This is a genomic window from Pseudomonas sp. GL-B-26, from assembly GCF_019947405.1.
Classification (GTDB): domain Bacteria; phylum Pseudomonadota; class Gammaproteobacteria; order Pseudomonadales; family Pseudomonadaceae; genus Aquipseudomonas.
On record NZ_JAGYGJ010000011.1, the window covers coordinates 50,149 to 71,181 of the forward strand.

The 21,033-nt window shown below is 58.1% G+C and carries 19 protein-coding genes; 9 read left to right on the forward strand and 10 right to left on the reverse strand.

Going from position 1 to position 21,033, the window contains the following annotated elements; translation table 11 throughout:
* Positions 1 to 86 precede the first annotated feature (86 nt).
* Entirely contained in the window at positions 87 to 950 is an 864-nt protein-coding gene (locus KGB23_RS09670) for a universal stress protein (RefSeq protein ID WP_223430857.1), read from the forward strand.
* Between the two features lie 129 nt (positions 951 to 1,079).
* Here KGB23_RS09670 and KGB23_RS09675 read toward each other — a convergent pair whose 3' ends face one another.
* The gene (locus tag KGB23_RS09675) at positions 1,080 to 1,550 is read right to left on the reverse strand and encodes a DUF1289 domain-containing protein (protein WP_033054572.1); all 471 of its coding nucleotides are present in this window, start codon (positions 1,548 to 1,550) and stop codon (positions 1,080 to 1,082) included.
* 407 nt (positions 1,551 to 1,957) lie between these two features.
* On the opposite strand from KGB23_RS09675, the gene acnB reads away from it, so the two are divergent.
* Positions 1,958 to 4,567, forward strand: a complete 2,610-nt coding sequence (gene acnB, locus KGB23_RS09680; protein WP_223430954.1) for a bifunctional aconitate hydratase 2/2-methylisocitrate dehydratase — start codon at positions 1,958 to 1,960, stop codon at positions 4,565 to 4,567.
* Positions 4,568 to 4,738: 171 nt separating this feature from the next.
* Here acnB and KGB23_RS09685 read toward each other — a convergent pair whose 3' ends face one another.
* Complete coding sequence (locus tag KGB23_RS09685) at positions 4,739 to 6,019, reverse strand: serine/threonine transporter (RefSeq protein WP_223430859.1); 1,281 nt, start codon at positions 6,017 to 6,019, stop codon at positions 4,739 to 4,741.
* 269 nt (positions 6,020 to 6,288) lie between these two features.
* Between KGB23_RS09685 and KGB23_RS09690 the strand changes: the two genes are divergently transcribed.
* The 6 genes from KGB23_RS09690 (at position 6,289) to KGB23_RS09715 (ending at position 11,147) form a co-directional block, all read left to right on the forward strand.
* Positions 6,289 to 6,672 carry a tautomerase family protein gene (locus KGB23_RS09690; RefSeq protein ID WP_223430861.1) on the forward strand — a complete coding sequence of 128 codons (384 nt, stop codon included), beginning with the start codon at positions 6,289 to 6,291 and terminating at the stop codon, positions 6,670 to 6,672.
* Positions 6,673 to 6,703: 31 nt separating this feature from the next.
* Complete coding sequence (locus tag KGB23_RS09695; protein WP_223430862.1) at positions 6,704 to 7,321, forward strand: TetR/AcrR family transcriptional regulator; 618 nt, start codon at positions 6,704 to 6,706, stop codon at positions 7,319 to 7,321.
* 188 nt (positions 7,322 to 7,509) lie between these two features.
* On the forward strand, positions 7,510 to 8,028 hold the full coding sequence (locus KGB23_RS09700; protein ID WP_223430863.1) for a cysteine hydrolase family protein: 519 nt from the start codon (positions 7,510 to 7,512) through the stop codon (positions 8,026 to 8,028).
* Positions 8,029 to 8,174: 146 nt separating this feature from the next.
* Entirely contained in the window at positions 8,175 to 9,134 is a 960-nt protein-coding gene (locus tag KGB23_RS09705; protein WP_223430864.1) for a 2-hydroxyacid dehydrogenase, read from the forward strand.
* 144 nt (positions 9,135 to 9,278) lie between these two features.
* On the forward strand, positions 9,279 to 10,346 hold the full coding sequence (locus tag KGB23_RS09710) for a phosphotransferase family protein (RefSeq protein ID WP_223430865.1): 1,068 nt from the start codon (positions 9,279 to 9,281) through the stop codon (positions 10,344 to 10,346).
* A gap of 33 nt (positions 10,347 to 10,379) precedes the next feature.
* A complete protein-coding gene (locus tag KGB23_RS09715; RefSeq protein ID WP_008149805.1) occupies positions 10,380 to 11,147 on the forward strand; it encodes an SDR family oxidoreductase in 768 nt (255 codons plus the stop codon).
* A gap of 87 nt (positions 11,148 to 11,234) precedes the next feature.
* Here the strand turns inward: KGB23_RS09715 and KGB23_RS09720 are convergent, their stop codons facing one another.
* Both KGB23_RS09720 and KGB23_RS09725 read right to left on the reverse strand, forming a co-directional pair.
* Positions 11,235 to 11,831 carry a hypothetical protein gene (locus KGB23_RS09720; protein ID WP_095128209.1) on the reverse strand — a complete coding sequence of 199 codons (597 nt, stop codon included), beginning with the start codon at positions 11,829 to 11,831 and terminating at the stop codon, positions 11,235 to 11,237.
* The gene (locus KGB23_RS09725; RefSeq protein WP_223430866.1) at positions 11,831 to 12,244 is read right to left on the reverse strand and encodes a hypothetical protein; all 414 of its coding nucleotides are present in this window, start codon (positions 12,242 to 12,244) and stop codon (positions 11,831 to 11,833) included. Before KGB23_RS09725 ends, KGB23_RS09720 begins: the two co-directional genes overlap by 1 nt.
* A gap of 314 nt (positions 12,245 to 12,558) precedes the next feature.
* Here KGB23_RS09725 and KGB23_RS09730 point away from each other — a divergent pair, with 314 nt between their 5' ends.
* Entirely contained in the window at positions 12,559 to 13,674 is a 1,116-nt protein-coding gene (locus KGB23_RS09730) for a Gfo/Idh/MocA family protein (RefSeq protein WP_223430868.1), read from the forward strand.
* 415 nt (positions 13,675 to 14,089) lie between these two features.
* On the opposite strand, the gene KGB23_RS09735 is transcribed toward KGB23_RS09730, so the two are convergent.
* The 6 genes from KGB23_RS09735 to KGB23_RS09760 form a co-directional block, all read right to left on the reverse strand.
* Positions 14,090 to 14,338, reverse strand: coding sequence for a DUF1652 domain-containing protein (locus tag KGB23_RS09735; RefSeq protein ID WP_223430869.1), 249 nt, complete (start codon positions 14,336 to 14,338; stop codon positions 14,090 to 14,092).
* A gap of 129 nt (positions 14,339 to 14,467) precedes the next feature.
* On the reverse strand, positions 14,468 to 15,964 hold the full coding sequence (locus KGB23_RS09740; RefSeq protein WP_223430870.1) for a helix-turn-helix transcriptional regulator: 1,497 nt from the start codon (positions 15,962 to 15,964) through the stop codon (positions 14,468 to 14,470).
* A 239-nt stretch (positions 15,965 to 16,203) separates the two neighbouring features.
* Positions 16,204 to 17,097 (reverse strand): RNA polymerase sigma factor SigJ, encoded by an 894-nt coding sequence (gene sigJ, locus KGB23_RS09745; protein WP_223430871.1) that lies wholly within the window; start codon positions 17,095 to 17,097, stop codon positions 16,204 to 16,206.
* A 3-nt stretch (positions 17,098 to 17,100) separates the two neighbouring features.
* The gene (locus tag KGB23_RS09750) at positions 17,101 to 17,535 is read right to left on the reverse strand and encodes a carboxymuconolactone decarboxylase family protein (protein WP_223430872.1); all 435 of its coding nucleotides are present in this window, start codon (positions 17,533 to 17,535) and stop codon (positions 17,101 to 17,103) included.
* Positions 17,536 to 17,630: 95 nt separating this feature from the next.
* Positions 17,631 to 18,914 (reverse strand): Zn-dependent hydrolase, encoded by a 1,284-nt coding sequence (locus tag KGB23_RS09755; protein ID WP_223430874.1) that lies wholly within the window; start codon positions 18,912 to 18,914, stop codon positions 17,631 to 17,633.
* A 157-nt stretch (positions 18,915 to 19,071) separates the two neighbouring features.
* Positions 19,072 to 20,556, reverse strand: a complete 1,485-nt coding sequence (locus KGB23_RS09760; RefSeq protein ID WP_223430875.1) for an NCS1 family nucleobase:cation symporter-1 — start codon at positions 20,554 to 20,556, stop codon at positions 19,072 to 19,074.
* Positions 20,557 to 21,033 lie beyond the last annotated feature (477 nt).

Consider the following 21,033-nt stretch of genomic DNA (forward strand, 5'->3'; position numbering starts at 1 on the left):
CCGTTGATATACATCAAGTCCCGAATCACCAGCCAGCAACTATAGTTGTCCAACGCAGCATTTTTTACTTCATGGAGATCCCGATCATGCAAGCCATTCGCAGCATTCTGGTGGTCCTCGAACCTGAACACTCGGAAAGCCTGGCGCTCAAACGCGCCAAGCTGATTGCTGGCGTGACCCAGGCTCATCTGCATCTGCTGGTCTGCGACCGCAAGCATGACCACAGCGGCATGTTGGGCGTGCTCAAGGCCTCACTGATCGAGGACGGCTACAGCGTCACTACCGAGCAGGCCTGGAACGAAAGCCTGCACGAAACCATTGTCGATGTGCAGCAGGCTGAAGGCTGCGGACTGGTGGTCAAGCAGCATTACCCCGACAGTCCGCTGAAAAAAGCCCTGCTGACCCCGGCGGACTGGAAACTGCTGCGTTACTGCCCGACGCCGGTGCTGTTGGTGAAAACCGCCAAACCCTGGAGCGGCGGGGTCATTCTGGCAGCGATCGATGTCGGCAACCTCGACGGCGAACACCGCACCTTGCACGCCAGTATCATCGATCATGGCTATGACATTTCCAGCCTGGCCAAGGCCCATTTGCATGTGATCAGTGCCCATCCGTCGCCGATGCTGTCAGCATCCGACCCGACATTTCAACTCAGTGAAACCATTGAGGCGCGCTATCGCGAACAGTGCAAATCGTTTCAGGCCGAGTTCGACATTGATGACGAGCACCTGCATATCGAGGAAGGTCCGGCGGATGTGTTGATTCCGTTCATGGTCCACAAGCTGCAGGCGGCGGTGACGGTAATCGGTACCGTGGCTCGGTCCGGGTTGTCAGGGGCGTTGATCGGGAATACGGCGGAGGTGGTGCTGGATGCGGTGGAGAGCGATGTGCTGGTGCTGAAGCCGGATACGATCATGGATCATCTGGAGGAGATCGTGACTCAGCATTAAGAATTGCAGCGCCAGATAGATCGCCTTCGCGAGCAAGCCCGCTCCCACATGGGATCTCCATTGGACATGAAATCTGTGAACGACACAGATCCCATGTGGGAGCGGGCTTGCTCGCGAAGCTTTTAAGATTTAGCCGCCGAAGGCATCCCGGAGAAAGCCAGGCGCAATGTAGCGCTGGTAATGCGCCTCGGAGAGCAAAAAGAACTCCCGATCAATGGCATCCCGCAGTTCCGGCAGGTTCCAGTCGCGAAACTCCGGCATCAGCACCATTCCGTAGGCTTCCAGGTTGTTGATCACTCGCGCCCCCCGGGCGATCAACTGATAGGCCCAGCAATATTCCGATTGATGCGGCACAAAACGGATCTTGCGCTGCTCCAGTTGCAGACGCAGGCGCTGGGGATCGAAAACCTCCAGCTTGCTGGCCATTACCTGGGACAGCAGCAGCTCAAGACGCAGCCACACCGCGCGCTTTTCCTCCTCGTTGTAACCATTCCAGTTGATCACTTCATGGTGGAAACGCTTGCAGCCACGGCACACCAAATCACCGTAAACAGTGGAGCAGAGGCCGACGCAGGGGGTCTTGATGGTCTGATTGGGCATAGGTAGGGAAAACACGGGAAAGCAGAACAGGTCGGCATGTTAGCCCTTTGTCTAACATTCATCACCCCTCAATCTTGAGGGCCCAACTTACCTTTAATTTTTTTTTGCCGTAGAATCAGCCAGCCTTTTAAGGCGCCAATGTCCGTTAGAAGCTGTTTTCAAAGCGTCACGAGCACAGTCGTTCCTTCAGAGCGGTGTTGGCGAAGGGTTTTTCAGCGGTGAAAAACCTGACGCCAACCCTCATCAGCTCCCCGTTCTGCAGGCGTAAAACTTTGAAAGCAGCTTCTGTAAGGAATTGTCGGTAATTCTGGCTAAGTGGCCCACAACGCCACGCAGCGCATGAGTACGGCAATTTCGGGATGAGCGTCCCGGACACCCATTTGGGACCACTGATGAGGGTAATAACTGTGCTTGAAGCCTACCGCAAACATATCGAAGAGCGTGCAGCACTGGGTATCGTTCCCCAGCCGCTAAACGCCGAACAAACTGCAGGCCTGGTCGAGCTGCTGAAGAATCCCCCGGCTGGCGAAGAAGCTTTCCTCGTTGACCTGATCACCAATCGCATTCCGCCAGGTGTGGACGAAGCAGCCTATGTAAAGGCCGGTTTCCTGTCTGCCCTCGCCAAAGGCGAAGCAAAATCCCCTCTGATCGACAAGAAACGCGCTGTTGAACTGCTCGGCACCATGCAGGGCGGCTACAACATCGTGACTCTGGTCAATCTGCTGGACGACGCCGAACTGGCGCCAGTCGCTGCCGAAGAACTCAAGCACACCCTGCTGATGTTCGACGCTTTCCACGACGTCGCTGAAAAAGCCAAGAACGGCAACGTTCACGCCAAAGGCGTGCTGCAATCCTGGGCTGACGGCGAGTGGTTCAAAAACCGCCCTGTCCTGGCCGACAAGATCAGCCTGCGCGTGTTCAAAGTCACCGGCGAAACCAACACCGACGACCTGTCCCCTGCTCCGGACGCCTGGTCCCGCCCGGACATCCCGCTGCACGCCCTCGCCATGCTGAAAATGGCCCGTGAAGGCATCGTGCCTGACGCCCAGGGCGTCACCGGTCCGATGAAGCAGATCGAAGAAATGCGCGGTCAAGGCTTCCCGATCGCCTACGTCGGTGACGTGGTCGGTACCGGCTCTTCGCGTAAATCCGCCACCAACTCGGTGCTGTGGTTCTTCGGCGACGACGTTCCTAACGTGCCGAACAAGCGTGCCGGTGGTTTCTGCTTTGGTAGCAAAATCGCTCCGATCTTCTACAACACCATGGAAGATGCTGGCGCACTGCCAATCGAATTCGACGTCACCAACATGCACATGGGCGACGTGATCGACCTGTACCCGCATGCTGGCAAAGTCTGCAAACACGGCACTGACGAAGTCCTGACCACCTTCGAAATGAAGACCCCGGTGCTGTTGGACGAAGTTCGTGCTGGCGGCCGTATCCCGCTGATCATCGGCCGCGGCCTGACCGACAAGGCCCGTGCCGAATTGGGCCTGGGCCCTACCGATCTGTTCAAACTGCCTGAAGCACCTGTCGACACCGGCAAGGGCTTCACCCTGGCACAGAAAATGGTCGGCAAGGCGTGTGGTCTGCCAGAAGGCAAAGGCGTTCGTCCAGGTACTTACTGCGAACCGAAAATGACCACCGTGGGTTCTCAGGACACCACCGGTCCTATGACCCGTGACGAACTGAAAGACCTGGCGTGCCTGGGCTTCTCGACCGATCTGGTAATGCAGTCCTTCTGCCACACCGCGGCTTACCCTAAGCCGATCGACGTGACCACCCACCACACCCTGCCAGACTTCATCATGACCCGTGGCGGCGTTTCCCTGCGTCCGGGCGACGGCATCATCCACAGCTGGCTGAACCGTATGCTGCTGCCGGACACCGTCGGTACCGGTGGTGACTCGCACACCCGTTTCCCGATGGGCATTTCGTTCCCTGCCGGTTCCGGTCTGGTAGCGTTTGCCGCAGCCACTGGCGTTATGCCGCTGGACATGCCGGAATCGATCCTGGTGCGCTTCAAAGGCAAAATGCAACCAGGCGTCACCCTGCGTGACCTGGTTCATGCCATTCCTTACTTCGCGATTCAGGCTGGCCTGCTGACCGTCGAGAAGAAAGGCAAGAAGAACGCCTTCTCCGGCCGCATCCTGGAAATCGAAGGCCTGGACAACCTGAGCATCGAGCAAGCGTTCGAGCTGTCCGACGCCTCGGCCGAACGTTCGGCTGCCGGTTGCACCATCAAGCTGTCGAAAGAGTCGATCACCGAGTACCTGAGCTCCAACGTCACCCTGCTGCGCTGGATGATCGGCGAAGGCTACGGCGATGCGCGTACCCTGGAACGTCGTGCTCAAGCGATGGAAGCCTGGATCGCCAACCCTGAGTTGATGGTTGCCGATGCTGACGCCGAATACGCTGAAATCATCGAAATCGACCTGGCCGACATCAAAGAGCCTGTGCTCTGCGCGCCAAACGATCCGGACGACGCCCGTCTGCTGTCCAGCGTTGCTGGCGAGAAGATCGACGAAGTGTTCATCGGTTCGTGCATGACCAACATCGGTCACTTCCGCGCTGCCGGCAAGTTGCTGGAACAGGTCAAAGGTCAGCTTCCAACCCGTCTGTGGCTGTCGCCGCCGACCAAGATGGACGCTCACCAGCTGACCGAAGAAGGCTACTACGGCATCTACGGCAAGGCCGGCGCTCGCATGGAAATGCCAGGCTGCTCGCTGTGCATGGGTAACCAGGCACGTGTAGAGCCGAATTCGACTGTTGTGTCGACGTCGACCCGTAACTTCCCGAACCGTCTGGGTGACGGCGCGAACGTCTACCTGGCTTCGGCCGAGCTGGCGTCTGTTGCTTCCATCCTGGGTCGCCTGCCGACCGTCGAGGAGTACATGGAATACGCTGGCAAGATCGACAGCATGGCGGCCGATGTTTACCGCTACCTGTCCTTCGACCAGATCGCCGAGTTCCGTGAAGCTGCTGCGAACGCCAACATTCCGGTCGTTCAAGCCTAACGCTGCAACGCAATAAAAAACGCCGCCCATCGTGAGATGAGCGGCGTTTTTTTATGCCTTTGAATCAAAAGATCGCAGCCTGCGGCAGCGCCTACACTGACCGAGTACATCCGCGGTTGCCCCCGATCCCTGTAGGAGCTGCCGCAGGCTGCGATCTTTTGATCTTTGCTATCAGGCCGTCAGCGAATAAATCAAAGCAGTAATCGCCACAAGCCCCACCGCCGTCACGAAGACGTTAGAGGCTTGACCACGAAAGCGCGCCATCGCCGGAACCTTGCGGATCGCGTACATCGGCATCAGGAACAGGATTGCAGCGATGATCGGGCCACCGAGGGTTTCGATCATCCCGAGAATGCTCGGGTTCAGCGTGGCGACGATCCAGCAGACCACCAACATGAAGGCGGCAGTCATGCGATCCAGGGTCTTCGGTGCCGGGCGCTTGCCACTCTTCACGATCAGACCTTTAAGACCTTCGCTGGCGCCGATGTAGTGGCCCAGGAACGACTTGGAAATGGCCACGAACGCAATCAACGGTGCCGCGAAAGCGATGGTCGGGTTGCTGAAGTGGTTGGCCAGGTACGACAGGATCGACAGGTTCTGCGCCTTGGCTTCCGCCAGTTGTGCAGGCGACAGGGTCAGCACGCAACTGAACACGAAGAACAGCACCATCACCACCATCAAGGCGTGGGCGCGGGACAGGATCTGCGAGCTGCGCTCTTCAGCGTGATCGCCATAACGACGCTTCTGGTCCACCGCGAACGCCGAGATGATCGGCGAATGGTTGAACGAGAACACCATCACCGGAATCGCCAGCCACAGCGTGTGCAACAGTGCCGACGGTTCTGGCAGCGTCGACGCAGTGGCGAGGATGCCACCGTTCCAGTGAGGAATCAGGAACACCGCGAGGAACAGCAGCGCAACAATGAACGGATAAACCATCAGGCTCATGGCCTTGACGATCGCCTGCTCGCCGCAACGTACCACCGCCAACAGGCCGAGGATCAGCACGAGCGACAGCACGGCGCGCGGTGGCGGCATGATGTGCAGTTGATGCTCGAGGAAACTGCCCACGGTGTTGGTCAGGGCCACGCTATAGATCAACAGGATCGGGAAGATCGCGAAGAAGTACAGCAAGGTGATCAGCGCGCCAGCCTTGATCCCGAAGTGCTCTTCCACGACTTCAGTGATGTCCGCGCCTTCGCGTCCGGACAACACAAAACGTGTCAGGCCACGGTGTGCGTAAAACGTCATAGGGAACGCCAACACCGCCAGGACCAGCAACGGCCAGAAGCCGCCCAGACCCGCGTTGATCGGCAAAAACAGCGTGCCAGCCCCGATGGCCGTGCCAAACAGGCCCAGCATCCAGGTGGTGTCATGGCGATTCCAGCTCTCAAGCGTCGCTGGTGCCGCCGATACATAGCGTTCGTCGACGCTATTGGCCTGATCATTCATCCGGTGGGATCTCCGCATTCCGGTCAGTTGCTACCCGGTCAGGACGAGTCGGAAAAATCCGACAGGCAGCGCCCTGGCCGAAACAGGGGCGCGATTGTCCGGGATTAATGAGCAGAAGCAAAGACTTAGCTGAGGAGTGGTTGTGCGGATCAGATCCATTGGCACCCTTTATTAAATAGATGTTTTAAAAAATCTATTCAATAAAGGATTGCCGTCATGTAATTTCGATACCGACTGCTGGTCGGTAACCCTCATTTCGGAGACCTCTCATGCCACTCGTTCGCGTCGACATCAAAAAGCGTCAAGACCCTACTCACGCCAAACGTGTCGGGCAATTGATCTACGCCGCCATGCACAGCGCCATTGGTGTGCCAGAGAACGATAACTTCCAGATTCTTGCCGAGCACGATGAACAGCATTTCATCTTTGATCCAGGCTACCTGGGCATCAATCGCACCGACAATCTGGTGGTGATTCAGATCACTCTGAGCGAAGGCCGCACCATCGAGCAGAAAAAACTCCTCTACAAAACCATTGCCGAGAGCCTTAACGCGGAACTGGCGGTGCGCCTGGAAGATGTATTCATCAATCTAGTGGAGGTAAAGAAAGAGAACTGGTCGTTTGGCAACGGCATAGCCCAGTACGCCAGCTGATTTCTGCCTTTTATATACCTGTGAGCCGCCAATGCCCCGAGTCTCCCGCAAACAAGCCGAACTCAACCGCGAGATCATCGTCGAGGCCGCCACGCGTCTGTTTCGCGAACGTGGCCTGCACGGGATCAGTGTCGTCGATGTGATGGGCGCAGCCGGCCTCACCCATGGCGGGTTCTATGGTCATTTCGAATCCAGGGAAGCCTTGGCAAAAGAGGCGTGCAGCCGGGCGTTCACCCAATCAATGGAACGCTGGAAGCAGAAAATAGAGGATAACGACGACAACCTCTCGGCTCGCGAGAGCATCATCGCGCCCTACCTGTCCGCAGCCAATCGCGATAACCCGGGCGAAAGCTGCCCGGTGACCGCGTTTGCCGGCGACATGTGTCATGAAACCGCTGAAAGCGGATTGCACCAGACCTACACCCAAGGGCTGGAGGCATTGTTGCAGATGCTGGCACCACTGATGGGCGCGGATCAGCCCGACACCAATCGGCAAAAAGCGTTGGTGGATTATTCGCTGATGGTCGGAGCCCTGACCCTGGCCCGCGCAACCCGTGGCAATGCGTTGTCCGATGAAATTCTCGACGCAGCCCGGACATTCCTCACCTCGGACACGGCCGTTGACACACCCGCGACGCCGACAGCATGATCAGCCTCATGAATATTCCAGCGCTGAACCTCACCCGCACCACCACGACCGCTAACGGCGGGTCGTGCGGTGGCTGGCTGAGATAAACACAGCGCAGTGAACCCAAGGCCCCGCCAGCAATGGACGGGGCCTTGTTGTTTCTCCCGTCCGTTCGGCGTCTTTCGTACGACACTCAAGGAGAAACACCCATGTCATCAGCGCTGTTGATCATCGATATGCAGGTCGGTCTGTTCCACGGCCCGGAAAAACCCTACGACGGTGAACGGGTATTGGCGAACATCCAGCAACTCATTCGTCGGGCCAGGGAGCGCAACATGCCGATCTTCGCGGTGCGCCATACCGGCCCTCAAGGTTCGCCCATCGAAGTCGGTAGCCCCTTCTGGCAGCTATTGCCCGCACTGGATCTGGATGCCAGCACCGACATCCTGTTCGACAAAACCAGACCCAACGCCTTTTACGCCACCGCGCTGGCGGAGCAACTGCAGGCTAGCGGCATCAATGAGGTGTTCATCGCCGGCATGAAAACCCAATATTGCATCGACAGCACCTGCCGGGCGGCGGCCGAACTGGGGTTCAAGCCCATACTCGTGGCCGATGCGCATACCTGCATGGACACACCGGCGCTGCCGGCCCCGTCGATCATCGAACACCATAACGCGACGTTGAACGGTGCCTTCGCAACGGTGTTGAACACCGTGGATATGTAAGCGCTACGGAACGCTCCTACACTGAGGTCGCAGGCCACAAGCCTGCTATCTTTGGTAAATACCAAACCGTTGCGGATCAGCAATTTGAAGCAACGTTTTGAAGCCACTTTCGAGTCCCGATTTTCCGATGCCCACAGGAGCCCAGCATGCCCGCAACCGTTCTGGTACTTGTTGAAACCATCAATGATTACCTGCCGATTCTCGAACATCAGGGTTTTCACCTGATTCTGGCGCCCACGCCGGCCGAGCGCGCCGATGCCATTACACGGCATGGAGCCCAGATCGATGCGGTGCTGACCCGCGGCCCATTAGGCCTGTATGCCGACGAAATCGCCGCCCTGCCCAATCTCAAGATCATCTGCGTGATCGGCGCCGGCTACGAACACGTCGACCTGCAAGCCGCCGCCAACCGGGGCATTACGGTCACCAATGGCGCCGGAGTCAATGCCTCTTCAGTCGCCGACCATGCCATGGCGATGCTGCTGTCGCTGGTACGTGACATTCCCCGTTGCGACGCCGCCGTGCGCCGGGGTGAGTGGCCGAAAATCATGCGCCCTTCCCTGGCGGGCAAGCACCTGGGCATCCTGGGGCTCGGTGCAGTCGGGATGGCCATCGCCAAACGCGCCGCCCACGGCTTCGACATGACGGTCAGTTACCACAACCGCCAGCATCGCAGCGATGTGCCGTACAGCTTCCGCTCGACGCCCACCGAGTTGGCACGGGAATCAGACTTTTTGGTCGTCGCCACCCCCGGCGGGCTAGGCACCAAACACCTGATCAGCCGACAAGTACTCGACGCCTTGGGCCCTCAGGGGTTCATCGTCAACATCGCCCGAGCCAGTGTGATCGTCACTGCTGACCTGATCAGCGCGCTTGAGCAGCGCAGGATTGCCGGCGCTGCGCTGGATGTCTTCGACACAGAACCCCAAGTACCCAATGCCTTCAAGACGTTGGCCAATGTGATCCTCACCCCGCATGTCGCCGGTTTGTCCCCGGAAGCCACTCAAGGCACCGTGGAGCTGGCAGGTCGCAATCTGGTGGCGTTCTTCTCAGGTAATCCGGTATTGACCCCGATTGCCCTGCCATCGTCGACGAGCATGATCTGACCACCATTCAAACAGATGTATCAAAAACAATGATTGCCCGGCAACACGCTCACCTATAAGGGCGTTTCGTGGTTGTGGGTGTCGGGTGTGCGCATTAGATTAGCCAATAGTCTCAGGCCTCCAGAATAAGTAGAAGGGATAAGCATGGCGCTTACTGACCAGTCCACCCGTATCCGCACCGGCGAAGAACTCGATGCCAGCCTGATCGATCCGTACCTCAAGGCCCACATTCCGGGCCTGAGTGGTTTGCCGCAGATCAGCCAGTTTCCAGGCGGTGCGTCGAACCTCACCTACTTGCTGGAATACCCCGAACAGGAGTTCGTCCTGCGTCGCCCGCCCTTTGGCCACAAGGCCAAGTCCGCCCACGACATGGGCCGCGAATTTCGCATTCTCAATCAGCTTCGTGATGGTTTTCCGTACTGCCCAAAAGCCTACGTTCACTGCACCGATGAATCGGTGATCGGCGCCGAATTCTATGTGATGGAACGGGTCAAGGGGATCATCCTGCGCTCCGAACTGCCGCCGGAACTGGGTCTGGATTCGACGAAAACCGAAACGCTGTGCAAGAGTTTCATCGACAAGTTCGTTGAACTGCACCGGGTCGACTACAACGCCTATGGATTGGGCGACCTCGGCAAACCCGAAGGTTATGTCGCGCGGCAGATCAAAGGCTGGAGCGATCGCTACGAGAAAGCACTGACCCCGGACGCGCCGAAGTGGGAAGCGGTCAAAGCCTGGCTCAACGACAAGATGCCGGCCGATCACCCGGCCTCCAGCATCGTCCACAACGACTACCGCTTCGACAACGTGATCCTCGACCCGAACAACCCGATGGACATCATCGGCGTGCTCGACTGGGAACTGACCACCCTCGGCGACCCACTGATGGACCTGGGCAACACCCTCGCCTACTGGATCGAAGCCGACGACCCGGCACCGGTGCAATTGATGCGCCGCCAGCCGAGCCACGCGCCGGGCATGCTGACCCGCCGCGAGTTCGTCGATTACTATGCCGAGCGTTCAGGTATCCAGATCGACAACTTCGACTTCTACTACACCTACGGCCTGTTCCGCCTGGCCGGCATCGTGCAACAGATCTACTACCGCTTCTTCCATGGTCAGACCCAGGACAAACGCTTCGCGCAGTTCATTCACATGAACAAACTGCTGGAGCAGATGAGCCTGCAAGTCATTTCGAAATCCAGCCTCTGATCACGCCACTGGCCCCAACAACAAGGAAAAACCATGTCCAAGACTCAGTTGTTCGACCTCGACGGCAAAATCGCATTCGTATCTGGCGCCAGCCGCGGCATTGGTGAAGCCATCGCCAAACTGCTGGCCCAGCAAGGCGCCCACGTGATCGTCTCGAGCCGCAAACTCGACGGCTGCCAGCACGTGGCTGACGCGATCATCGCCGCCGGCGGCAAAGCCACTGCCGTGGCATGCCACATCGGTGAAATGGAACAGATCAGCCAGGTCTTCGCCGGCATCCGCGAACAGTTCGGGCGACTGGACATCCTGGTCAACAACGCGGCGACCAACCCGCAGTTCTGCAACGTACTGGACACCGACCTCAGCGCTTTCCAGAAAACCGTCGACGTGAACATCCGTGGCTACTTCTTCATGTCGGTGGAAGCCGGCAAGCTGATGCGCGAAAACGGCGGCGGCAGCATCATCAACGTCGCCTCGATCAACGGCATCTCGCCGGGGATCTTCCAGGGCATCTACTCGGTGACCAAAGCGGCGGTCATCAACATGACCAAAGTGTTCGCCAAGGAATGCGCGCAGTTCGGCATCCGCTGCAACGCCCTGCTGCCAGGTCTGACCGACACCAAATTCGCTTCGGCGCTGGTGAAGAACGAGGCTATTTTGAACACCGCATTGCAACAGATTCCGCTCAAGCGTGTGGCGGATCCTAGTGAAATGGCGGGAGCGGTGTTGTATCTGGCGAGTGATGCGTCGAGTTACACCACTGGGGTTTCGTTGAATGTGGATGGTGGGTTCTTGTCCTGATCCGATTTACTGGATGAGCAAAAGGCAGCCTTCGGGCTGCCTTTTTATTGTTCTGATGGTGATCGTCAGCTGGATAAAGCAAGGACACTACTCAGCGCGAACAAACTCAACCGGCTTACCAGTCAGATCCAGAACTCTAAAATAGCCCTTGATGCTCTTTACATTACGGATCGCCAGCTGAACATGCGTTTCATGCATAAAATCTGTGCCTGGGTAAAGACGTTCACCCTCCCAGAATGGTGAACGGACAGAATCGTACGCAGGTGCCTCCGTAACCTCCCGGAAGGTATGTAAGGCATCAATGACCTGACAATCCAAACGACGTAGGTAGGGATTATTTTTCTTAAGTGGTTGACCGCCCTCTTCTTTAGAGGCGGCTTCAAGCCAGAGGTAGGTCTGACGGATTTCACGCAACGCACTCTCGGCTGTGAAATCCAGGCAACGACCCAAGTCAATCACTGCGCCAATCACAAAGGGATTTTTGATAGAGCTCCGCTTTTGCGCATTCGTCGCAAAGCTCAGTGCGCGCTGCGGGTTGTTTTCCCAAAAATAGGCGCCGCGACCAAGCCAATCATAGTCATTAGTGCTATCAAGTAGCGTTGCTTCGCCAGCCAGTACGCGCTCGCCAATTTCTCGTTCGCACCCATGGAAACCAAGAACAAAAGAAGGAGAAATGCAATACATCAGCGAGCCTTGGCATCCCCATTCACACGTTCGAAAAACGCTCGAACCTTGTTCGGGTCCTTGAGCATTTCAGCAGCGTATTCATCGATCCGCACAGAAGTGCACGTGGCGGCTGATAACTTGGTGCCGTTAGAACCGACCATGACCCAGCCACTCTCAGCCGCTGTTTTGTATCCTTCGCTATCCATATCGATCCTCACTCCTGAGCCACTTTTTGCAACCGCAGCTGCGATAAATCCGTATGCCTTCTCGGAATTGGTTTTGACAGTACTGGCACGACCGCTAACGATTTTTCCATTCGCCAGGCGGATGATGCCGCCGTGCTGGAATCCGACAGAATCACGCACAGCCTTAGCTTCGTGACGATCACCGTCAACGAAAACACAGGTTGTTTTTTCGAGATCCTTCGACATAGCCACCTCTATTCGAGCTTCGTTGCATCGCTCAAATTTGATTAATTGGTGGCCAATATAGTCTGAGTCCCGTCATCAAAGCCCGCGATTTGTCGTTGATCTGAGCACTTGGAAACGATAGAGGTCGATAGCGAGACGCACAAGCCGGCGGATTCCGGCGTAGTTGTAGGCAATGGAGCAAAGCGGTGTAGCCGTTCTCCGTGCTTTCTGAAACCGCACAGCAAAAAGAATTTTTATTCCAACACGTTGCACAAAGAGAACATTTATTCCATAAATAGCCCTCCTGAAAATAAAATCCAAAAAGGACCCCGGCTATGCGCGAACTCGGTATCGGACTCATCGGCACAGGTTTCATGGGCCGCGCCCATGCCTTGGCGTTTCGTAACGTCAGTGCGGTTTTCGAACTGCCCCTCAAGCTCAAACTCGCCGCTCTGGCCGACGCCGATCCGCAGCGTGCCCGCCACTGCGCCGATGCCTGGGGTTTCGACACTGCTCATAGCGACTGGCAGCAACTGATCGATGACCCCAAGGTCAATCTGATCGCAATCACCACGCCCAATCACCTGCACTACCCCATGGCCATGGCCGCCCTCGCCGCCGGCAAACCGGTGTATTGCGAAAAGCCGTTGGCGGTGAATCTGCAACAGGCCGACGCCATGCGGCTGGCGGCCAAAGCGGCGGGCGTGGTGACGCGGGTGGGTTACAACTATCAGCACAACCCGATGATCGGGCTCGCCCGGCAGCTGATTGAGAACGGCGACTTGGGTCAGATCATCAGTTTCCAGGGTGAATTCAGCGAAGACTTCATGGCCGATCCAGCGTCACCTTGGTCGTGGCGTTGCGATGCCGATCATGCCGGTGGCGCACTGGCCGATCTGGGCAGCCACTTGTTGGCCATGGCCCGTTATCTGGTGGGCGATGTCGAGTCAGTGAGCGCCGACACCCAGACCGTGCACCGGCAACGCCCCGCCACGGCTGGCAGCCTGGAACAACGCAGTATCGCGGTCGACGATCAGGTCCACGCCTTGTTGCGGTTTGCGAATGGCGCCCGGGGCACGTTCAGCAGCAGCTGGCTCAAGCACGGCTACAAGAATCACCTGAGTTTTGAAATCAGCGGCACCCGAGGGACTTTGGTTTTCGATCAGGAACGCCTGAATGAGCTGCGACTATTTCGTGCCGGTCAGGACGGTTTCCAGCGCTTGCTGGCAGGGCCGAATCTGCCGGGCTATGCGGCGTTCAGTCCGGCGGCAGGGCATCAGCTCGGCTACAACGAACTCAAGACACTGGAAGTCCATGATTTGGTGATGGCGCTGGCAGGCTTATCTCAGGACGGAACAGATTTCGAACAGGCGTGGGAAGTCGAACGGCTGGCGACGGCCATTCGACTGGCAGCGCAGGAATCGCGGTGGGTCAGGATCGAGGAAGTCTGAGCGAAACGCACGGATACCCGCCAGCAGCACAGCGCCGCTGGCGGTTCAACCTGAGCAGATGGACGCTTACTGAGTGATGCAACGCGTGAGCGTCGTTTCCCGGGTCACCTGCCCCTCAGCCCTCACATCGCCTTGCACATCGGTGCTTTCAGTGGTTTGGCAGGTGCGCACAGGGGTTGGAGGCGGTGCAGCGGGAGGTGGCGGTGGAGGACTGGCACAACCACCCAGAATCGCTATCCAGAGCGCGAACGACAGTGTTGTAAAAATGCGTTTCCAGAGACTTTTCATAGGTTGACCCGCGGTAAGTGATCGACAAATTTCCGCGACCCAACACTCTCACCGCGTACCCGCGGACCGGTCACAGAAAAAATACTCTCGTATTCTTTATACGACCGCCGACAAAACCCGACAGTTCCTAGGACGTTTCGGGACGATGCAACGTGTTGCTCTCAAGTTCATAACGCAGCTCTTCGATCAACGCTGCCACCGCCTCCGGCGTTCTGAGGTTGGTTACGCTCAACCCGCTGACCACCAGATCCACCTCCCCCGACACCGGATGATAGAGCTTCACCGTCAGTGAATGATCCCCCGTAACACTGCAGTCACAGGCCAACGGCGAAAAGCTCCGCTCCAGTTGCATACGCAATTGCGCCACATAAATCATCCCGCGGTTCCTGTCGCTGTTTTAAAAGGGACGCGATACCCGAAGACCTGTATCGCACCCTTACAGCCTAAGAACTGCCGCACTCGGTCAGAACATGAATTTGCACCCCCTCGAGTAGTGCATTTGCACCTAACGCTGGGCCTTGGGCCGCCACTCGTTGGAGAACAAACCGCGCTCGCGAGCCCAGACAATCGCCTCGCTACGACTGTGAACGTCGAGCTTGGAATACACCGTCGACACATGGTTGCGCACCGTATTGGGTGCGAGCTTGAGCCGCGCGGCGATTTCCTTGTCGGCCAGGCCTTCGCAGATCAGGCCGAGCACATCGCGCTCGCGGGCAGTCAGGTCAGTGAAAGACACGCCAGGCAACTGCGGCGAGTTGACGTTTTTCACGTTAGCGAGCTTCTCGATGAGCGTGCGACTGAACCAGGAAGCGTCCTTCATGACCTCTTCGATCGCCGACACCAGCTCCAGCTCCGTGCGTTTACGCTCGGTGATGTCCATAAACACCAGCAGGTAGCAGGGACTGTCCTGAATGTTCACGGTGTCGGCCGAGACCGCGCAATCAATCAGCCCGGCGCCTTTCTTGCGCACCCGAACATCGACACGATCCACGCTTCCGGTTTTCTCCAGCGCCGCAAACAGTCGCGAGCGCGCGCCTGTGTCATCGATAAAATCGATCTGCGTCACCGATTTTCCAAGCACTTCGTCACTGGAATACGCGAGCGTATCGAGGAAGGCTTCATTGACGTCCATCACCACCTGATCGCCGGCGCTGCACACCAGGATCGGCACCGGGGTCAGCCGAAAAGCCTTGGCAAAACGTTCCTCGCTTTGGCGCAGGGCGACTTCGGCCTTATGCCGAGGCTCGATGTCGACGAAGGAAAACAGCATGCAGGCTTCGTCGTTCAATTCAAGGGGCTGGCCGGCGACGATCACCTGTTTGCTGCCACCTTCGGGTAACTGCAGCTGAGCCTGCATTTGCGGAATCGTCGCCCCTTCGCGCAACCGTTGCTTGGCCAGGTCTTTGTTTTCGGCCCCCTCCAGCACGTCCAGTTCATAGGTCGAACGGCCGATCACCTGATCACGGGTATAGCCGGTCATCTCCAGGAAGCCCGGGTTGACTTTGATGTAGCGCAAATCACTGAGGCGACAGATCACCGCCGGGGCCGGATTGGCGCTGAAGGTTTTTTCGAAACGCTGTTCGGCGCTGGCCCACTCCGTGACATCGTTCATGATCAGCACCAGCGACTCCGGCGCGCCAGTACTGTCGGCCAGTACCATGCTGCGCACGCTGTGGACCCAGGTGTGCTCTTCGTCGTCGGCAGGCGTCACTTCAACCAACACATCGCTGAAGGACTCGCCTCGGGCGACGCGACTGATCGGATAATTGTCGGCCTGAACCGGGTGATTATTGCGATAACGCAAGGCGAAGCGCTTGGCGTACTCCTTGGCATTCGCCCCCAGTTCGCTGAGTTGCCCGACGCCGTGCATGGCCAACGCCGCGTCATTGGCCCAGAGAAGGGTCTGGTCGAGCTCCAGCAGAATCACCCCATCGGACAGGCCGGCGATAATCTGCTGCAACTGACGGCGATTGGTTTCGGTGGTCAGGACGTCCTGGCTCATTGGATCTCCACGCGTACGGCGGCGCATACATGCGCCGCCCTGTGAAGATTACGACCGCGAGGGGTTGGGATAGTGCAGCAAACATCCCCGGACATCTCGTCCATCCCTGTAGGAGCTGAGCTTGCTCGCGAAGAGGCCATCACCTTCAACATCTCTATTGACTGATCCGCCGCCTTCGCGAGCAAGCTCAGCTCCTACAGGTCTTCACTCGTTCGATCGTTCCCACGCTCTGCACTGAGTCACTGCACATCCAACGAACCCTGCAACCCCGCCAACTTCTCCGGGTTACGCATGATAAAAATCCGCCTCACCCGCCCCGCTTCGTCAAAACCAAACGTCATCGACGCAGTGATAACCCCGTCCGCCTTGATGATCACGCCTTGTGCCCCATTGATTTCGCTGGGCAGCCATTCGCAAGTCTGCCAATAGACGTGCAACGACTGGCCAATGAAATCCAGCACGCGGGTAATGCCGGACAACGTTTCGCGGATGGCCGAGGCCTTGCCGCCGCTGTCGGCGCAGAGTTCGACGTCTTCGCTCAGCATCGCGGTCAAGGAAGCGGTCGAGCCACTGGCGATGGCGCTATGGAAAGCACTCAGCAATTGGTCCTGACGCGCCGTTTCCGGTTGAAAGCGCGTTTGTCCGTTGCCCAGGCTAGCCTTGGCTCGGGACACCAGTTTGCGGCACGCAGCCTCTTGAACCCCGACCGCGTCAGCCACTTGTGCGTAATCCATGTCGAATATTTCGTAGAGCAGGTACGCCGCACGCTCTTTGGGGGTTAGCCGTTCCAGCAACAACAGAAACGCGGTGGACAGCGACGAGGCCAGTTCATGCCGGTGTTCGGGTGAATCCTGGTGGGTGGTGTGAATCGGTTCCGGCAACCAGGTGCCGACGTAATCAACCCGCGACTTGTGAGCCGAGCGCAGCAGATCGATGCAGTGCCGAGTGCACGCTGTGGTCAGCCAGGCGGCCGGCGTGGCAATGGCGGCGCGGTCGGCCTCCAGCCATTTGATGAACAGCTCTTGCACGACATCCTCGGCTTCGGCGCGGGTGCCGAGGATGCGATACGCCAGACCAAGCAAAAAGGGCCGGCGCTGCTCGAACTCAGCGGCGGCATTCTCAGCGGAGTTCATCAATCAGTGCCTCGACACCTGCAAACGGTTCCACAGGTTGATCATGCCGATCTCGGCCGTCAAGGCACCGATTTGTGCGTCGTTGAAGTGCTCGCGCAAGTCACCGCGCAGGCTGGCGTAGTCGGTCTTTTCATCGAGTATGGTGAGGGCTTCGGTCCAGGCCAGTGCGGCGCGTTCGGAGGCGCTGAAATCGCTGACGTGACGCCAGACGATCAAGCGGTCCAGGCGCTCGTTGGTTTCATTGGCTTCACGGGCCTCGCGGGTGTGCATCTTCACGCAGAAGCCGCATTGGTTGATCTGCGACGCACGCAGGTGCAGCAGGTGTTTGAGGGTCGGAGCCAGGTCGTGGCTGTCGAGGGTGACGTGGACCTGGGTCAGGCTCTCGAACACCTGAGGAATCGATTGCAGCAGGTTGACCGGTTGGGTGTTGGACGACATCGTGTTGCTCCACTGTTTGAGGGATTCAACAGGATGACGATTGAGGATTCGGGTTTGTGACGTGCACTGTTTTTTTTCAGCGCACGTCATGCATTTCAAGCCGCCAATTCACCATTGGCAATCGCTGCCGAAGCCGCCAGCATCGCCCGCAACAACACCGCACACCCGGCCGCCAGATCATCCGGCGCGGCGTTTTCGATTTCGTTGTGGCTGATTCCGCCTTCGCACGGTACGAAGATCATCCCGGCCGGGCCAAGTTCGGCGAGAAAGATTGCGTCGTGCCCTGCTCCGCTGACGATGTCCATGTGCGACAGGCCCAAGCCTTGGGCGGCGCCGCGTACCGCTTCGACGCAGCCTTTGTCGAAGTACAGCGGCGGGAAATCCGCAGTGGGTGTCAGTTCGAAGGTCAGGCCGTGTTCCTCGCAGGTGGTTTCGATGACTTCACGGACTTCGGCAATCATCGAGTCCAGGCGTGCCGGTTCCAGATGACGGAAATCCAGGGTCATGCGCACTTCGCCGGGGATGACGTTGCGTGAACCTGGATAGGCTTGCAGGCAGCCGACGGTGCCGCAGGCGTGGGGTTGATGGCCGAGGGCGGCGCGGTTGACCGCACCGACGATCACCGAGGCGCCGACCAGCGCGTCCTTGCGCAGGTGCATCGGCGTCGGGCCGGCGTGGGCTTCGACGCCGCGCAGTTTCAGGTCAAACCATTTCTGCCCGAGGGCGCCCATCACCACGCCGATGGTTTTGTGTTCGTCTTCAAGGATCGGGCCTTGTTCGATATGGGCCTCGAAATAGGCGCCGACCGCATGACCACTGACCTTGCGCTCGCCGGCATAGCCAATGGCGTTCAAGGCTTCACCGACGGTGACGCCTTCGGCATCGACCTTGGCCAGGGTTTCTTCGAGGGTGAATTTTTCCGCAAACACACCGGAGCCCATCATGCAGGGGGCGAAGCGTGAGCCTTCTTCGTTGGTCCAGACCACCACTTCCAGCGGCGCTTCGGTTTCCACGCCCAGGTCATTGAGGGTGCGCAGCACTTCGACGCCGGCCAGTACGCCGAAGCAGCCGTCGAACTTGCCGCCGGTGGGTTGGGTGTCGATGTGGCTGCCGGTCATCACCGGTGGCAGGTTCGGGTTGCGACCCGGACGACGGGCGAAGATGTTGCCGACGGCGTCGATGCTGACGGTGCAACCGGCCTCCTCGCACCAGTTGACGAAAATGTCCCGGGCCTGGCGGTCGAGGTCGGTCAGGGCCAGGCGACAGACGCCGCCCTTGACCGTGGCGCCGAGCTTGGCCAGGTCCATGAGCGACTGCCACAAGCGGTCGCGGTTGATGTGCTGATGGGTGGACTGCAGAACGTCTACGGCAGCGTTCATGATGATCTCCTCAGGCAGTTCTTATGGATTTCTTCAGGAAATTTTTTTGGTGCACTTGAGGCCGCCTTCGCGAGCAAGCCCGCTCCCACAGTTGAAATGCATTCCCCTGTGGGAGCGGCGGTGCGACGATTCGACTTGCTCGCGAAGGGGCCGTCCCTCACACCGTGGATTTCGCGATTGACGGGCTGGGTCGCATCGAGCACAACCCGTAATAAATCAGCCCGCCCAGTGCCGAGCCGGTGAACCAGCCATAGTCGTAGAACCAGCTGAATGCATCGCTGCCGAGCGACAGCAGCGTTAGCGCCACCGGCACGCCGAACGCGATAAACCCGAACCAGTTCCACGCCGGGTAAACGTCATCGCGATAGAGGCCGGCCAGGTCCAATTGCTGTTTCTTGATCAGGAAATAGTCCACCACCATGATTCCGGCGATCGGGCCCAGCAGGCTCGAATAGCCCAGCAACCAGTTGGAATACACCGTCTCCAGACTCAAATCCGAGACGATCAACCCAAGCTTCTTCAACAGTTCATGGGCCATCAGCGCCAAGCCGACCAGACCGGTGAGCATCACCGCTTTGGTGCGGTTGATGAACTTGGGGGCAACGTTCTGGAAATCGTTGGTCGGCGAAACGATGTTGGCCGCGGTGTTGGTCGACAGCGTGGCGATGATGATCAGCGCCATGGCCAGTGCGACCCAGACCGGGCTCTGGATATGGCCGATCAGGGTGACCGGATCGGAGACGGTGACGCCCACCAGTTTGACCGAGGCGGCGGTCATCACCACACCGAGGGAGGCGAACAGGAACATGGTCAGGGGCAAGCCGATAATCTGCCCGACGATCTGATCCTTCTGGCTTTTCGCATAGCGGCTGAAATCAGGAATGTTCAGGGACAAGGTGGCCCAGAACCCGACCATGGCGGTCAGCCCGGCGGCAAAGTAACTGACAACGCTCGCGCCTTCCGGACGCTTGGCCGGGATCGCCAGCAACTCGGTCATCGACACGTTCGGCATCGCCCATACCAACAGCCCCACGCCCACCAGCACCAACAATGGCGCCGAGAGGGTTTCCAGCCATTTGATCGAGTCCGCGCCGCGAATCACCACCCACAGGTTCAAGGCCCAGAACACCATGAACCCGATCACTTCACCGGTACCGCCGAGGGATTTCCAACCGTCGAACACCGAGCCGAGAAACAGGTGAATGGCCAGTCCGCCGAACATCGTCTGAATGCCGAACCAGCCGCACGCCACCAGTGCCCGGATCAGGCACGGAATGTTGGAGCCGAGGATGCCGAAGGACGAACGCAACAACACGGGAAACGGAATGCCGTACTTGGTGCCGGGAAAGGCGTTCAGGGTCAACGGGATCAGGACGATGATGTTGGCGAACAGAATCGCCAGCAGCGCTTCGCCGACGCTCAGGCCGAAATACGCGGTGAGCACACCGCCGAGGGTGTAGGTCGGCACGCAGATCGCCATGCCGACCCACAATGCGGTGATGTGCCATTTGTTCCAGGTTCGTTCACGCACCTTGGTCGGTGCCATGTCGTGGTTGTAACGGGGGCTGTCGAGGACGTCACTGCCGGCTTCGAGTTCAAACAAGCCGTCGCGCTCGGTCACTTGCGATCTGATCTGTTGCATGGCCGCTCCACTGTTCTTTTGATTATTGTTGCTCATCAGGGGCTGGCGGCATCAATTAACGTGCCGGTTACCCCGGTTGCGCATCGGGCAGTTCCATAAAAACTTTGTAACCAACTGATGTTTATCAGTTTTATTTATATAGCCGATGAGTCACCGGTTACTTGCTTGTTCACTCAGGCCAAATGCCAGGCAAGTTGTCCGAACCGTCAGGACTCAATCTGGTGCATACCACTTTTTTTCAACGTTGCGCATCAACCATAGACCATCCTCAAGCGGCTGATTTCACATAAGAAATCTCGTCTATTTTTAGAACCTGTCAAGTGCGTCAAAATGGTGAGAGGCCTCACCATTTTGGTGATTTACGTATTTAATCGTTATTTATCAATATGTTAAAACAGATATAAGCTTATAAAAAATATTCTTGCTCAATCCTCAAACTCAGACTAGCGTTTATTCCTGACAGCGCTGACAGGAATA